The 14,087-nt window shown below is 71.0% G+C and carries 14 protein-coding genes; 2 read left to right on the plus strand and 12 right to left on the minus strand.

Translation table 11 applies throughout. The annotated features are described in order from the left end of the window. Positions 1-6: 6 nt before the first annotated feature. Complete coding sequence (locus SM116_RS14605) at positions 7-399, minus strand: nitroreductase family deazaflavin-dependent oxidoreductase (protein WP_320941698.1); 393 nt, start codon at positions 397-399, stop codon at positions 7-9. Between the two features lie 59 nt (positions 400-458). Next, a complete protein-coding gene (locus SM116_RS14610) occupies positions 459-986 on the minus strand; it encodes a carboxymuconolactone decarboxylase family protein (RefSeq protein WP_320941699.1) in 528 nt (175 codons plus the stop codon). Between the two features lie 78 nt (positions 987-1,064). Here SM116_RS14610 and SM116_RS14615 point away from each other — a divergent pair, with 78 nt between their 5' ends. Next, positions 1,065-1,931: a sigma-70 family RNA polymerase sigma factor gene (locus tag SM116_RS14615; RefSeq protein WP_320941700.1), complete on the plus strand. Its 867-nt coding sequence runs from the start codon at positions 1,065-1,067 to the stop codon at positions 1,929-1,931. A 5-nt stretch (positions 1,932-1,936) separates the two neighbouring features. Here SM116_RS14615 and SM116_RS14620 read toward each other — a convergent pair whose 3' ends face one another. After that, on the minus strand, positions 1,937-3,019 hold the full coding sequence (locus tag SM116_RS14620; RefSeq protein WP_320941701.1) for a DNA glycosylase AlkZ-like family protein: 1,083 nt from the start codon (positions 3,017-3,019) through the stop codon (positions 1,937-1,939). A gap of 40 nt (positions 3,020-3,059) precedes the next feature. Continuing rightward, on the minus strand, positions 3,060-3,488 hold the full coding sequence (locus tag SM116_RS14625; protein ID WP_320941702.1) for a hypothetical protein: 429 nt from the start codon (positions 3,486-3,488) through the stop codon (positions 3,060-3,062). A 192-nt stretch (positions 3,489-3,680) separates the two neighbouring features. Here SM116_RS14625 and SM116_RS14630 point away from each other — a divergent pair, with 192 nt between their 5' ends. Next, entirely contained in the window at positions 3,681-4,709 is a 1,029-nt protein-coding gene (locus SM116_RS14630) for an LLM class flavin-dependent oxidoreductase (RefSeq protein ID WP_320941703.1), read from the plus strand. Here SM116_RS14630 and SM116_RS14635 read toward each other — a convergent pair whose 3' ends face one another. From SM116_RS14635 to SM116_RS14670, 8 genes are all read right to left on the minus strand, one after another. Next, positions 4,710-5,657, minus strand: a complete 948-nt coding sequence (locus tag SM116_RS14635) for a squalene cyclase (RefSeq protein ID WP_320941704.1) — start codon at positions 5,655-5,657, stop codon at positions 4,710-4,712. A 30-nt stretch (positions 5,658-5,687) separates the two neighbouring features. Beyond that, the gene (cydC, locus tag SM116_RS14640) at positions 5,688-7,367 is read right to left on the minus strand and encodes a thiol reductant ABC exporter subunit CydC (protein ID WP_320941705.1); all 1,680 of its coding nucleotides are present in this window, start codon (positions 7,365-7,367) and stop codon (positions 5,688-5,690) included. After that, positions 7,364-9,007 (minus strand): thiol reductant ABC exporter subunit CydD, encoded by a 1,644-nt coding sequence (cydD, locus tag SM116_RS14645; protein ID WP_425563282.1) that lies wholly within the window; start codon positions 9,005-9,007, stop codon positions 7,364-7,366. The genes cydC and cydD overlap by 4 nt, the downstream gene beginning before the upstream one ends. Before the next feature lie 8 nt (positions 9,008-9,015). Continuing rightward, complete coding sequence (cydB, locus tag SM116_RS14650) at positions 9,016-10,050, minus strand: cytochrome d ubiquinol oxidase subunit II (protein WP_320941706.1); 1,035 nt, start codon at positions 10,048-10,050, stop codon at positions 9,016-9,018. 9 nt (positions 10,051-10,059) lie between these two features. Continuing rightward, positions 10,060-11,487 carry a cytochrome ubiquinol oxidase subunit I gene (locus tag SM116_RS14655; RefSeq protein WP_320941707.1) on the minus strand — a complete coding sequence of 476 codons (1,428 nt, stop codon included), beginning with the start codon at positions 11,485-11,487 and terminating at the stop codon, positions 10,060-10,062. Positions 11,488-11,575: 88 nt separating this feature from the next. After that, a complete protein-coding gene (locus SM116_RS14660; RefSeq protein WP_320941708.1) occupies positions 11,576-12,190 on the minus strand; it encodes a helix-turn-helix transcriptional regulator in 615 nt (204 codons plus the stop codon). A 41-nt stretch (positions 12,191-12,231) separates the two neighbouring features. Further along, the gene (locus tag SM116_RS14665; protein WP_320941709.1) at positions 12,232-13,269 is read right to left on the minus strand and encodes an HAD-IIA family hydrolase; all 1,038 of its coding nucleotides are present in this window, start codon (positions 13,267-13,269) and stop codon (positions 12,232-12,234) included. Next, positions 13,269-14,006, minus strand: a complete 738-nt coding sequence (locus tag SM116_RS14670) for a tetratricopeptide repeat protein (RefSeq protein ID WP_320941710.1) — start codon at positions 14,004-14,006, stop codon at positions 13,269-13,271. The genes SM116_RS14665 and SM116_RS14670 overlap by 1 nt, the downstream gene beginning before the upstream one ends. Between the last annotated feature and the right edge of the window lie 81 nt (positions 14,007-14,087).

Genomic DNA, 14,087 nt, shown 5'->3' on the forward strand with positions numbered 1-14,087 from the left:
GGCGGTTCAGCGCTCGGTCTGCTCGTGCAGCACGATGGCGCCCGGCATCCGCTTCACGACCGGGCGGAAGAGTGCCCTCGTGAGCGCCGTCGCCTCCACCGCGTCGATGATGCGCGGATTCGTCGCGTGAACCGTCCGCCCCTTCCACGTGAGGTCGACGCCACCGGCGGCGATGACGTTGCGCGCCCAGTTGGTCTCGCGTCCCCACGGCAGTCCGATGAGGACGCTGCCGCGACCGACCGTCGGCACGACGGCGACCGGCGTCTTGTACGCCGTGCCGCTGCGGCGCCCGCGATGATTCACGACGGCATAGAGCGGGAACCAGCGGCGGCCGCTCATCGCGAGCGCGAGCGGCTCGATCGACTTCTGCAGCCTGTGGGAGAAGGACTGTTTCGCCATGCCTCCAGCATGCGCCGAATCGGGCCCGGCGTCGCGACGTCGGGACGACTCCGCGCCCATCAGCGCTGCCCCGCGGGTTGACGGATCGCCGCGTTGAGCCGGTTCCAGACGTTGATCGCGCCGATCTCCAGCAGGAGGGCGGCGACCTGGCGCTTGCTGAACAGCGCCGTCACCTCCGCCCAGAGTTCGTCCGGCACCGGGTCCGGACGGTCTGCGCACCGCGTCAGGGCCTCGGTGAGCGCCAGCGCGGCGCGCTCGCGCGCCGTGAAGTACGGCGCCTCGCGCCAAGCGGCGACGGCGGCGATCCGCGTCTCGCTCGAGCCGTCGCCTCGCAGCTCCGCCGCGTGCTCGACGGTGCACCAGCTGCATCCGTTGATCTGGCTGGCGCGGAGCGTGACGAGGTGGAGGATGACCGGCGGAACGTCGGCGGATGCCACCGCCCGGTTCATGGCCTGCAGCGCATCCATCGCGCCCTCGAGCAGGAAGGCCGGGTGCGGCATCCGCGCCTTCGGTGCGATGATCTCGTCGATGCGGTGCTCGTCGATGCGGTGCTCGTCGATGCCGGTGCTCTCGATCGTCTCGTGCATGTGGGCCATCCGTTCCGTCTCACGCCGTCTCGTCCGAGGCGGTCACTAGGGTGACCCGTGGCACGGGAGGAATGTGACATGACCGACGAAGAAGCCCTCGCGATGCGTTTCGAGGAGCATCGACCGCGGCTCACGCGGCTGGCACATCGGATGCTCGGCTCGGCGGCCGAGGCGGAGGATGCCGTGCAGGAGACGTGGTTGCGTGTCGCCGCCGCCGGCGACGACGACGTGGCGAACTTCGCCGGGTGGCTCACGACGATCACCTCCCGCGTATGCCTCAACATGCTGCGTGCGCGCGCCACGCGCGCCGAGGCGGAGCTCGACGAGTCGCCCGGGCCTCTCGTGGAGGCGGTCGACTCCTCGGGTGACCCGGCCGCGACGGCACAGCTGTCCGACGCGGTCGAGACCGCTCTGCTGCTCGTCCTCGATCGGCTGAGCCCCGCCGAACGTGTCGCGTTCGTCCTGCACGACACGTTCGACGTGCCGTTCGAGCAGATCGGCGAGCTGCTCGAGCGCTCCCCCGAGTCGGTCCGCCAGCTGGCCAGCCGCGGCCGCCGCCGCGTGCGGCAGGAGGCGCCGGCGCGCAACGCGCGCGATGCCGGCGGTCGGCGGATCGTCGACGCCTTCTTCGCGGCCGCCCGCGACGGCGACTTCGACCGTCTGGTCGCGGTGCTCGCGCCCGATGTGCTCCTGCGCACCGACGGCGTCGCCTCGGCGACCGTGATCGTGCGCGGCGCCGCATCCGTCGCCGGTCGTGCCCTGATGTTCGCCAATCCGCGCGCCGAGGTGCGGCCGGTGCTCGTGGACGGCCTGCCGGGTGTGCTCGTGCGCGTCGGCGGCCGCGCCCAGTCACTCATCGCCTTCCGCGTCGAGGGCGACACCATCGCCGCGATCGACACCTACGTCGCGTCCCGGCTGGAGCGGATCGCACTGCCGCCGGCGTGAAGGCGTCAGGTGAGCCCGGAGACCGGGACCCCGAGCCATTCGGCCAGCTCGGAGATCTCGGCGCGCACCATCTCGTGCTCCTCCGGCTCCCACGGCAGGAACTCATGCACCGCGTTGACCCGCAGCACCTCGTTCGTGCGGTCGACCTCGGCGTCCAGCATCCCGATGAACCGGTCGCCGAGCAGGATCGGGTGCGCGAAGAATCCGTACCGGCGCTGCGCCTTCGGCTTGAACTGCTCGAGCACGTACGTGAACTCGAAGAGCTCCTCGAGCCGTCGCCGGTCGAACAGGAGACTGTCGTACGGGTTGAGGAAGGCGACGCGCCCGCCGGCGTCCTCGTCGAGTGCGGCGAGCGCCTCGGGATCGACCCGCCAGGTCAGGGTGCTCCCCTCGACGACCGCGGCCTCACCCGTCGTCTTGCCCACGCCGGTCCAGTACCAGTGCGGCCTCCCGATGCCGGCGGCCTGCAGGCTGCGCTCCTCGAGCAGGCGGGCCGCCTCCTCGGCACTGTACTCGGGCAGGTCCCGGGGGTAGACGCGCTCGGCGAGGTCCCATCGCCTGTGGCGCCCTTCGCGGCCGACGACGGCGACCTCGCCGCGCCGCGACAGGAAGTCGAGCATCGTCGGCACCTGGTTCGAGCCCGACCAGCCGTCCGGCGCCCGACTCACTTGGGCGGTGTCGGGGATGTCGCTCGCCAGCAGAGGCCCGTCGGCCCGCAGTCGCGCGAGGACATCGCGTCGGAAGCGATCGTTCGCCTCGAGCCATTGCCGCGTGCTCTCGCGCTTCGGCCACTGACGCATGCCGGGAAGCATGAGCGGGAGGATACTGATCGGGCGGAACGCGCCGTCCAGCTCGAACAGGTGGCGGTCGACCTCGACGGCCTTCTGCAGCTGTCCGCCTTCGTAGGACCACCCGATGCGCGACCACAGCACCGTGTGCTCGCACGGCGCGATCGTCGCTGTGGGATCGATCTTCACGTAGCCGAGCTGCTCGGCCACCTCGACGACGTCGCCCGGCCGATCGGCGTCGAGCAGCTGCGCGCGAACGGTGATACGGCGGGCCTCGTCGCGAGTGAGCCGGTGGGTCACAGATCGAGCGTAGACGGATGCGGGGTCCCGCGCTCCGGGCCTACGAGCAGTTGAAGGTCCAGGTCAGGCTGCTGGGCCGCGTTCCCGCCGGCAGGAACGACCAGCTCAGGTTGTAGACGGCGTCCGCGGGAGCGCGGAACGTCATGCCGGTGGCGGGCGCGGTCGCGAAGGTGATCGACAACCCGATGCTCCACACGAGCTCGATCTGGTCGCCCGCGGCGGCGGGCGACGCGGTCGTCGTGATCGTCTGACCGGCCTTCAGGGCGACACCGTTGTACGCCACCGAACTCTGGCTGGAGACGAGGCCGGCGAACGTGGCGCAGGAGTACGAGGCCGCCGGTGCAGGCGGCTGCTTCTTGCCGTTGCCGCCGCCGTGCGAGGCCGCCATGGCCCCTGAGCCGGCGACGAGGGCGACCACGAGACCCAATGACGCTCCGAGCGCGCCGAGCTTGGCCAACCGTGCGTTCATGTTCCTGCCTCGATCCTGGGGGGTGGATTTCGGTTCGACTCTGCGCTTCGCCGCGCACGGTCGTATACATCACTATCAGATGTCACTCCTGTAACGCCACACCCCGCGTTGCGGATACAGCGCTCGACCGGCGGGCGGCGACCGGCATCCATTCAGCGGAATACACTCCGCGCGGGTAGGGTTGCATGCGTCATGCAGCGCTTCGGAACCCTCTCGTTCGGCCACTACGGTCCCCTCGGCGGAGGCCGCGAGCTGACTGCGCGCGACTCGCTCCACCAGGCGATCGACCTCGCGCAGGGCATGGACGATCTCGGCGTCAACGGCGTCTACTTCCGCGTGCACCACTTCGCCCGCCAGCAGTCCTCGCCGATGACCCTCCTCGCCGCGATCGCGGCGCGCACCGAGCGCATCGAGATGGGCACCGGCGTCATCGACATGCGCTACGAGAACCCTCTCTACCTCGCCGAGGAGGCGGCATCGGTCGACCTGCTCAGCGACGGCAGGCTCGCCCTCGGCGTGAGCCGCGGCTCTCCCGAGACCGTCATCCGCGGGTATGAGGCCTTCGGCTACACCGGATCTCAGGATCCGCGAGGTGCCGACATCGCCCGCGAGCACTTCGCGACCTTCCTCGAGGCGATCGAAGGCGCGGGCCTGGCGGAGCGCGACTCGACGAGCCCGTTCGGCGCGGGGGCTCGGGGGATGCAGCGCATCGAGCCGCACTCCCCCGGCCTGCGTTCGCGCATCTGGTGGGGTGCCGGCAACCGCGACAGCGCCGAGTGGGCCGGTCGCATCGGCGTGAATCTCATGTCGTCGACCCTCCTGACCGAGGATCGCGGCATCCCGTTCGACGAGCTCCAGGCCCAGCAGATCGACGCGTTCCGGGCTGCGTGGAAGGATGCCGGCCACCCCGGCGAACCGCGCACCTCGGTGAGCCGCAGCATCTTCCCGATCACGACCGCGCAGGATGCGATGTACTTCGGTCGCGCCGACAGCGAGGGCGTGGGGTACATCGACGGGATGCGGTCGACCTTCGGCAAGACGTATGCCGCCGAGCCCGACGCCCTCGTGGAGCAGCTCCTGGATGACGCCGCCATCCGCTCTGCAGACACGCTCATGCTGACCATCCCCAGCCAGCTCGGCGTCGAGTACAACCTCCACATCGTCGAGTCCTTCGCCGCGCACGTGGCTCCGGCGCTCGGCTGGCAGAGCACGAGGGCCTGATCAGGCCCGCTGCAGGTCCCACGTCCGAAGAGCCCGGGTCGCCGTGAACGTGACCCACTTCGACGGCTCGCCCGGTGGAACGTCCACGGCGAACCACTCCCGTCCGGGGTAGTGCGTCTCCTGCAGCCACGTGCCGTCCGGCTGCCGCTTCGCACGCACCGCCTCGACGGCGGCCGCCATCCGCGGATCGGGCTCGGCACCGTCGAACTCGTTCGCCTCCAGGAAGTAGTCGATCGCACGCAGGGCGGTGTAGCGCCAGCGCGTGGGGTACGCGTATGCCGTGACCCACCGCCCCACGACCTCACCGGTCGACAGCCGGTTCAGCAACCGCCGGCGCAGCAGGTACTCCTGCGCTCCGAGCCGCGCCTCGCGCAGCTCGGGCGAGGCGCCGGTCGCCTTCTCGTACGCGAGGATGCCGACGAGCGCATTGAGCGTGGAGTGGAAGGACGACACGGTCGACCCGTCGACCCAGTCGCAGTTCCATCCGCCGTCGTCCATCCGGTGCTCGAGGAACCAGTCGGCGATGCCGGACACGTCCGCGCCGAGCCACGCGCCGTTGGCGATCGTCCAGCCGTTGATGCAGCAGTCGACCTCGCCGCCCCAGTAGGGCAGGTCCTCGTACTCCCACCGGCTGTTGCGGTCGAGGCGCTGCGCGGTATCGCCGAGGACCGACGCATCCACTCCCCACTCGCGCAAGGACTTCAGGCTCCAGGTCGTGGCGGTCCACGGCTGGCCGTCCTCACCGTCGCGGAAGTCCGCGGGGAAGAACGCGCCGCCCGCCCACTGGCCATCCGCATCCTGCAGCGCGAGCAGCCGCGCGCCGAACCCCTCGGTCGGCACCCGCGCCCGAGTCGCCCGCCAGACCTCCTCGGGCTCGCCGGCCAGGTCGCGCTCCACCTGCCACCGCAGGGCCGGGTCGGAGTCCCGCATCCATTCGATGACGTCCATGCCGGCAACGCTACGCCGCCCGCCCGACACTCAGCGGTGCGGGGTGAACCGTCCGTCCTCCAGCCGTTCGGCACGATCGACGAGGCCTTCGGGCACCTCGACGTGCGAGATGAGCACCACCGTGCGCCTGGCCGCGGCCGAGAGCAGATCGGTCAGGAGGGCATCGGATGCGGCGGGGTCGACGCCGGCCGTGGGCTCGTCGAACACGACGACCGGGAAATCCGCGAGCAGCGCACGTGCGAGGGCGATCCGCTGCGCCTGTCCGCCCGAGACGGCCGCTCCCCGGTCGCCGACGCGGGCGTCGAGGCCGCCTCTGTCCCGCGCCCAGTCGTGCAGGCCGACACGCGAGAGCACAGCCCACAGGTCGTCGTCGGTCGACGCGTCGCGCGCGAAGAGCAGATTCTGCCGAATCGACTCGTCGAACAGGTACGGTGTCTGCTCGCACAGGCCGATCGCGAGCCGCACGTCTTCGCCGGCGAGCGCGCGTGCCTCGACGCCGCCGATCGTGAACGAGCCGGAGTATTCGAGGAAGCGCACGAGCACGTGCGCCAGCGTGGTCTTGCCGGCGCCACTGGGACCGGTCACCAGCAGGCGCTCGCCCGTCCGCACCTCGAGGTCGACTCCGCGCAGCGGCGACGCCGCATCCATGCGCGGCCAGCGCGCAGAGACCCCGCGCAGCACGAGCCCCTCGCCGACGGCGGGAGGGATGCCGGTCGCTGCCGGCTCATCGTGCGGCAGTTCGGCCGGAACCTCCGCCGGGACATCGTCGGCGATGCGCTCCGCCGCCCCCCGTACCTCGCGCCACGAGGCAAGCGCCAGCGGCAGCGGCCCGAACACCTCGAACACGGCCATGGGCAGAAGCACGACGACGGCGAGCGCGGGGCCCGTGAAACCCCCGGTGCCGAGGTGGGGGGCGGCGACGACGATCGCGAGCAGCGACGCGAGCCCCGCCATCGCCGAGACGGCTCCGGCGGTGAGCCCCTGTGCGGTCGCGCGGCGGACCGTCGCGGCGCGCAGAGCGGTGTCGGCATCGTGGATGCGGCGGGCCGCGACATCCGTCGCCCCATAGGCGACGAGCACGTCGAGCGAGGTGAGCTCGTCCATCAGGGCACCGGCGAGCCGCGAGCGCAGGGGTGCCAGGGTGCGCTCGGCACGGGCGCCCACCGCCCACCCCACCCAGACAGCGAGGGCGAAGGCCGCCGTGAGGCACGCCGCGAGGGCGAGGGCCGCGGGCGGCGACAGGAACGCGACGAACACGACACTGCCGATGCTCGCGAGACCCGCGACCGCGATGGGCTGGACGACGCGCAGCGGCAGGTTCTGCAGCGCGTCGACATCGTCGACGAGGTTGGACTGCAGCGCGCCCTGGCCGGCCCTCACCCCGTCCGGTGCGAGGGGAACCAGTCGGCGCACGAGCCCCGCGCGCACATCGGCGAGCCGGTTCAGCGTCGCGTCGTGCCCGGTCAGCCGCTCGAGGTAGCGGAACGTGCCGCGCGACAGCGCGAACGCGCGCACGGCGACGATCACGGCGGACAGGAACACGAGCCCCGGCTGTTCGGCGGCACGGGCGATCAGCCAGGCGCTGGCCGCCAGCAGGGCGATCGAGCTCGCCGCCGTCCCGAACCCGGTCACCAGCGCGGGCCAGAAGCGGCGCAGGGGCGGCTGGGCCGAGCGCAGGACATCGCGCGCACGCGTGTCGAGAGCACTCACGATGCCACCCCCACGCGAGCCGGCGGCATCCGCACGACGTCGTCGGCGATCGCTCGCGCGGAGGTGCGATGCGAGACGAGCAGCACCCCCGCACCCTCGCCGGCGACGGCGCGGAGCGTCTCCCACAGCCGGGCCTCGGTCGCGGCGTCCAGCGCGCTGGACGGCTCGTCGAGCACGAGCACGTGGGCGGATGTCGACCGCAGGCGGTACAGCGCCCGCGCCACGGCGACGCGCTGCGCCTGTCCGCCGGAGAGACCGGCTCCGCCCACTCCGAGCTCTCGCGACAGAGGGATGCCGTGGGCCTGCGCATCGCGCAGGCACCGTGCGGCGAGCTCCTCGTCGGCGTGGACCGCACCGAGCGCCACATTCTCCGACACCGTGCCTTCGACGAGCCCCGCGCGCTGTCCGCTCCATGCGATCGCATCCGCTGCCGAGCCTCCACCCGCCACCTCGACCACCCCGGCGTGCTCGACGAAGCCGAGCAGCGCCGCGAGCACCGACGACTTGCCCGCGCCGCTCGGGCCCTCGAGCAGGACGATCCGCCCGGCGCACACGGTCAGATCGAGGGGACCGATGGCATGCGGCCCGCGCTGCACCCGGAGGTCCCGCGCGCCGAGCAGCACGCCCTCCGGGGCCGGCTCGACAGTCGCGACGACGGCTGGAGGAGCCTGGGCGCCGAGCACGTCGAAGATCGCGTCGGTCGCCGCCGCCCCCTCCGATGCCGCGTGGAACTGCACGCCCACCTGCCGCAGCGGCAGATACGCCTCAGGCGCGAGAAGCAGCACGAAGAGCCCGATCGTCAGGTCGAGCTGACCGTCGAGCAGCCGCAGACCGATCGTGACGGCGACGATCGCGACGGAGATGCTCGCGAGGAACTCCAGCGCGAAGCCCGAGAGGAACGACACCCGCAGGACGCCCATCGTGTCGCGCGCGTATCGTCGCGTGACGTGCTCGATGGATGCTGCGGCCCTCCGCTCGCGGCCGAAGACCTTCAGCGTGCCGAGACCTCGGACCGTGTCGGCGAACCGCGCCGCGAGCTGCTGCAGGGAGTCGAACTGCCTGCGCTGCACCCCGCGGGTCGCGAGACCGATGAGCACCATGAAGATCGGGATGAGCGGCAGCGTGAGCACGACGATGAGCCCGGAGACCGGATCCGTCAGGGCGATCGCCACGACGATGACGGGCATCGCGATCACGGTCGCGACGAGCTGCGGCAGGTACCGGCCGAAGTACGCGTCGAGCGCCTCCAGCCCGTGTCCCGCGGTGACGGCGAGGGCCGCCGCATTGCGCTGCTCCAGCCAGCCGGGGCCGCGCCGGGCCACGGCATCCACCAGCGCAGCGCGCAGCTGCACAGACGCCTGCGCCGCGCCGCGCGCGCCCACTCGCTCCGCCAGCGCGGCGAGCGCCCCGCGAACGACGACGAGAGCGAGCGCCCCGCCGACCAGAGGCCACAGCGAGTCGACCGCATCGCCCTGGATCGCGCCGACCAGCGCCTGCGTCAGCAGCCAGGCGAACCCGATGATGATCGCGGTCTGGCACATGGTGATCGCGCCTGACGCGGCGAGGAACCACCGCGCTGCCGAGGCCCGCTTCAGCAGCCGCGGGTCGACGGGACCCCGGATCCGTCCTGGAGGGGTGATCGCCGTGCTCAGTGCGCCTCCGCGGCCGCGGCCCTCTCGATGCGCGTGCGCGAGACCCGGCGCCGGAACACCCAGTACGTCCAGCCCTGATAGGCCAGGGCGAGCGGCAGGAAGACGAGCGCCGCCCACGACATGATCGTCAACGTGTACGGGGTGCTCGACGCGTTGGCGATCGTCAGGCTGTGCGCGATGTCGGTCGACGACGGCATGACGTACGGGAAGAGCGCCGTCCAGAGCGTCAGCACGGCGAAGACGACCGTGACCGCTCCCCCGCCGAACGCCGCGCCCTCGCGTCCGCGTACGTTCGCGAGCACCGAGACGACAAGCGCGACCGCGGCGATCGCCGCGCATGCGATGGTGAGACCGATGAGCGGCGCACCCTTGCCGGCCGCCATGACGACGGTCCACAGGAGGAACAGCGCCGCGATGACGATCGTGATGATCCCCGAGCGGGTCGCAAGTCGCCGCGCCTTCTCGCGGACCTCGCCGTCGGTCTTCAGCGCGACGAAGGAGACGCCGTGGGTGAAGAACAGGAGAAGCGTCGTCAGTCCGCCGAGCAGCGCATACGGGTTCAGGAGCGTCAGCAGCGACCCGGTGAAGTTGTGCCCGGCATCCAGCGGCACGCCGTGCACGACGTTCGAGAACGCGACGCCCCACAGGAAGGCGGGGACAGCCGACCCGACGACGATCATGGTGTCGAAGCCGGCCTTCCAGCGCAGTGAGTCGCGCTGGTGCCGGTACTCGAACGAGACGCCGCGCAGGATGAGCGCGAGCAGGATGAGCAGCAGCGCGAGATAGAACCCGCTGAAGAGCGTCGCGTACCACTCCGGGAAAGCGGCGAACAGGCACGCGCCCGCGACGATGACCCAGGTCTCGTTGAGGTCCCACACGGGGCCGATGGTGTTGATGATCTGCCGTCGGCCGATGTCGTCCTTCGCGAGGAAGGGCAGCGACATCCCGACGCCGAAGTCGAACCCGTCGAGCACGAAGTACCCGACGAACAGCACGCCGACGATCCAGAACCAGAGGTGAGCGAGGTCCATGGCGTTCTCCTAGTACACCGTCGTGGGCGCGTCTTCGAGCGCGGACTCGGATGGATGCCCGGCCGCCGGGACGGGTGCCGGCCCCTTGCGCACAGTGCGGAAGATGAGGCCGAACTCGACCACCGCGAGCGAGGCGTAGATGGCCGTGAACGCGACCAGCGACACGAGCACCTGCCATCCCGGCACGTTCGGCGAGACGCCGTGCTGCGTCAGCATCAGGCTGAACACGATCCACGGCTGGCGGCCCATCTCGGTGAAGATCCAGCCGACGAGGCTCGCGAGCAGCGGGAGCGGCGCCGACCAGATCGCGATCGTCCACGCCCAGCGCGGCACCGCGCGCTTGGCGCTCTTGCGCGTGAGCCAGAGCCCGACGACCGAGATGACCGCGGCGAGCGCGCCCAGGCCGATCATCCAGCGGAACGCCCAGTACGTGATCCAGATGATCGGCGTGAAGTCGTCGATGCCGAAGTGGGCGAACTTCGTCTGGTACAGCGCGTTGAGGTCGTTGATCCCCTCGACGCAGCCGTTGAAAGAGTGGGTCGACAGCAGGGCGAGCAGGTACGGCACGCGGATCGAAAAGATCTCGCTCGTCCCGTCCGGCGTGCCCAGGGAGAAGATCGAGAAGGATGCATTGGCCCCGCACGCCGAGTTGTAGAGCGCCTCGGCGGCCGCCATCTTCATGGGCTGGGTCGCGACCATCTGCAGGCCGAGCTGATCGCCCGCGACGAACACTCCGACGAACGCGACGATCATGCCCCACAGGCCGAACCGCAGCGCCGGTCGCATGATGTCGACGTGCTGGCCGCGCTTGAGGTGCCACGCGGTCGCCGCGATGACGACGGCAGCGGCGAACATGAACGCCGCGAACATCGTGTGCGGGAAGGTGGCGAGGGCGACCCGATTCGTCAGCACCGCCCAGAAGTCGACGAGCTCGGCGCGTGCCCCGTCGGGCGCCATCTTGTAGCCGACGGGATTCTGCATCCACGCGTTCGCGGCGAGGATGAAGTACGCGGACAGGGTCGCCCCGATCCACGCGATCCAGATCGTCGCGAGGTGGGCGAGTCGCGGCAGCTTGTCCCACCCGAAGATCCAGAGGCCGAGGAACGTCGCCTCGATGAAGAAGGCCAGCAGTCCCTCGAACGCGAGCGGCGCGCCGAAGACGTCGCCGACGAACCGCGAGTAGTCCGACCAGTTCATCCCGAACTGGAACTCCTGCACGATGCCGGTCACGACGCCCATGGCGAAGTTGATGAGGAAGATCTGCCCGAAGAATCGCGTCAGCTGCAGCCACCGGACGTGCCCCGTTCGGTACCACGCGGTCTGGAACAGCGCGACCACGAGCCCCATTCCGATGGTGAGCGGCACGAAGATGAAGTGGTACAGCGTCGTCAGCCCGAACTGCCAGCGGGCGAGGATGAGCGGGTCGAGCAGGTCCATGGACAGCGCCTCCGTTCGCGAAGGTCCTCTCTTGACTCACGGTACACAGAGCCGCGACAATCCGCGGGTCCGAGGGCCGTGAATAAAGTCAGGCCGGGTGCATGGCGAGCTGTACGATGCACTGCGACGGATCGCAGGCGGGCAGCATCCCGTCGACGCCCAACGGTCCGCCGGCCTCCGTCAGCACGCCCTGCATGAGTCCGAGGTGCACCGAGCACAGTCGCTCGCGCTGCTCCGGCTCGATCGCCGCGTAGGCGCAGGGCGTGAGGTCGACGGTCAGGGCGTCCTCGTCGACGACGGCGTCGAAGCCGCCGGCGCCGAGATCGTCCACGAGCGCGTCCAGCTGGTGCATGACGTCGTCCGGCAGCGCGCCGGCGTCGGAATCCGGGAGGACCCGGCGCATGAGGTCGCCCCGCGCGGCCGCGGCGCGGACACGGTCGCGTGCGACGGCGCTGGATGCGGCGTCCTCCCCCGTCGCCGCGCTGTACAGCACGCGCGGGCGTCCCCGGGTGGTGCGGTGCTCGGTCGCCGCGACGACGTAGCCGGCGTCGGCGAGACGCTGCAGGTGCTCGCGCACGGTGTTGGCGTGCAGCCCGGTCTCGTCGCAGAGCTCGGCGATCGTCCGCTCGGGACGGTCCTGCAGAGTGTGCAGGATCGTCACCCGCGAAGAGCTGGAGATGGCGCTGTAGCCGGGCCGGGCCATGCATCCATCCTCGCAGACGCGGCGTGTGCGCCGCCCGCGTGTCAGGGGGTGAGGAAGGGGTCCGCGTAGAGCCGCTCAGGCACCCGGAAGCCGAAGATCGCGCGGCCGGAGTGCCAGATCGCGGCGGCACCGGCGCGCACGAGATCGATGGGGTCGTCCCCCTCGGCGTCGATCACGAGGTCGGCGCCGTCGATCCGCACGCTCGCGCCGCGGACGGTGACCGTGTCGCCCTTGATGCGCGTGGCGGGATACGGCTCCTCGAGCCCGCGGAGATCGCGGAGGATGTAGGTCGGCCGCGCGTCCGGTGGCGCCGCGAGCAGGTGCTTCGGCCGGTCGATCCCGGTCAGCACGAACGCGGACGGGATGCCGGCTCGCTGCGAGCCCAGGATGTCGGTGTCGAGGCGGTCACCGATGAACAGTGGATGCTGCGCCCCGAACCGAGCGACCGCCTCCTCGAAGATCGGCGTCTCCGGCTTGCCCGCGACGGTCGCCAGTCGGCCGACGGCGGTGTGGACAGCGGACACGAGTGTGCCGTTGCCGGGAGCGATGCCCCGCTCCTGCGGGATCGTCCAGTCGGTGTTCGTGGCGATCCACGGGATGCCGCCCTCTTCGACCGGAGTCTTGAGCGCGAATGCCGCCTCCGCCAGCTGCGTCCAGCCCACCTCCGGGGCGAAGCCCTGCACGACCGCCGCGGGAGAATCCTCCGCGGACCGTGTGACCGTGAACCCTGCCTTCTGGAGTTCGTCCACGAGTCCGGCTCCGCCGACGACGAGCACGGTCGCCCCGGCGGGCACCATTCCGGACAGCAGGCGTACGGCGGCCTGCGGGCTCGTGACGATGTCGGTCGGCTGCGTGCTCTCGAGACCGAGGTCGCGCAGGTGCGCGGCGACCGACGCATCCGTCCGCGATGCGTTGTTGGTGATGAAGCCGAGCCGGCGCGTTCGGGCGGCGGCGTTGAGGCTCTCGACCGCATACGGGAGCGCACCCGGTCCCGCGTAGACGACGCCGTCGAGGTCGGCGAGCACGGTATCGACACCGTCGAGCGGAGTGCGCTCCTTCTCGCGCCCGAACAGTGCCATCAGTCGGCGTCCTCCTCGGTCCGCTCCTCGGTTCCGTCGGCGCTCTCGAGCTCGTCCTCCGTCGGAGGGAACTCGGCCTCGTCCACGCCATCCGCTCCGGCGTCATCGTCCGGCTCGCTGTCGTCGTCGTCGATCACGTCGTCACGATCGTCGGCGTCGGTCTCGTCCTCCTCGAGTTCCTCGACGTAGACGACCTCGTCCATGCCCTCTTCGTACCCCGCTGCGTCGTCGAGCGCTTCGGCTGCGATCACGGCGCGACGCTGCCACTCGGCGGCCTCTTCCGTACGGCCGAGCTCCTCGAGGACGCCGGCTCGCGCGGCGAACAGGGAGGGGCTCCACTCGTGCGCGTGGTTCGGGTCGAGTTCGGGGATGTCGAGCTCGATGAGGGCGCGCTCGGTCTCGCCGAGGTCGAGCCGCGCACCCGAGAGGGCGATCGCGAGTTCCACCCGAACGGGGGCGGGCAGCGCAGAGCGGTCGACCGAGCGCCCCTCCTCGAGGGCGCGATCGGGGCGTCCCATACCTCGCTCACTGTCGACGATCAGCGCGATCTGGTCGTCGCTGCCCGAGATCCGCCGGTACGTGCGCAACTCGCGGAGCGCAAGGGCGTAGTCGCCGAGCGCGTAGGCGGTGATGGCCACTGTCTCACGGACCACGCCGACGCGTCCCGCTCGCCGGCTGGCGGCGAGGGCGTGCTCGTGCGCGAGCGCGGGGTCGTCGTCGATCAGACGCGCGGCCATCGCCAGGTGACGTGCCGTCGCCTCGGCGTTCTCCTTGCTCAGGGTCTTCAGCTCGTTGCGCGCCGCCGGGTTCAGATCGCG

The organism is Microbacterium rhizosphaerae (assembly GCF_034120055.1).
Taxonomy (GTDB): domain Bacteria; phylum Actinomycetota; class Actinomycetes; order Actinomycetales; family Microbacteriaceae; genus Microbacterium; species Microbacterium rhizosphaerae.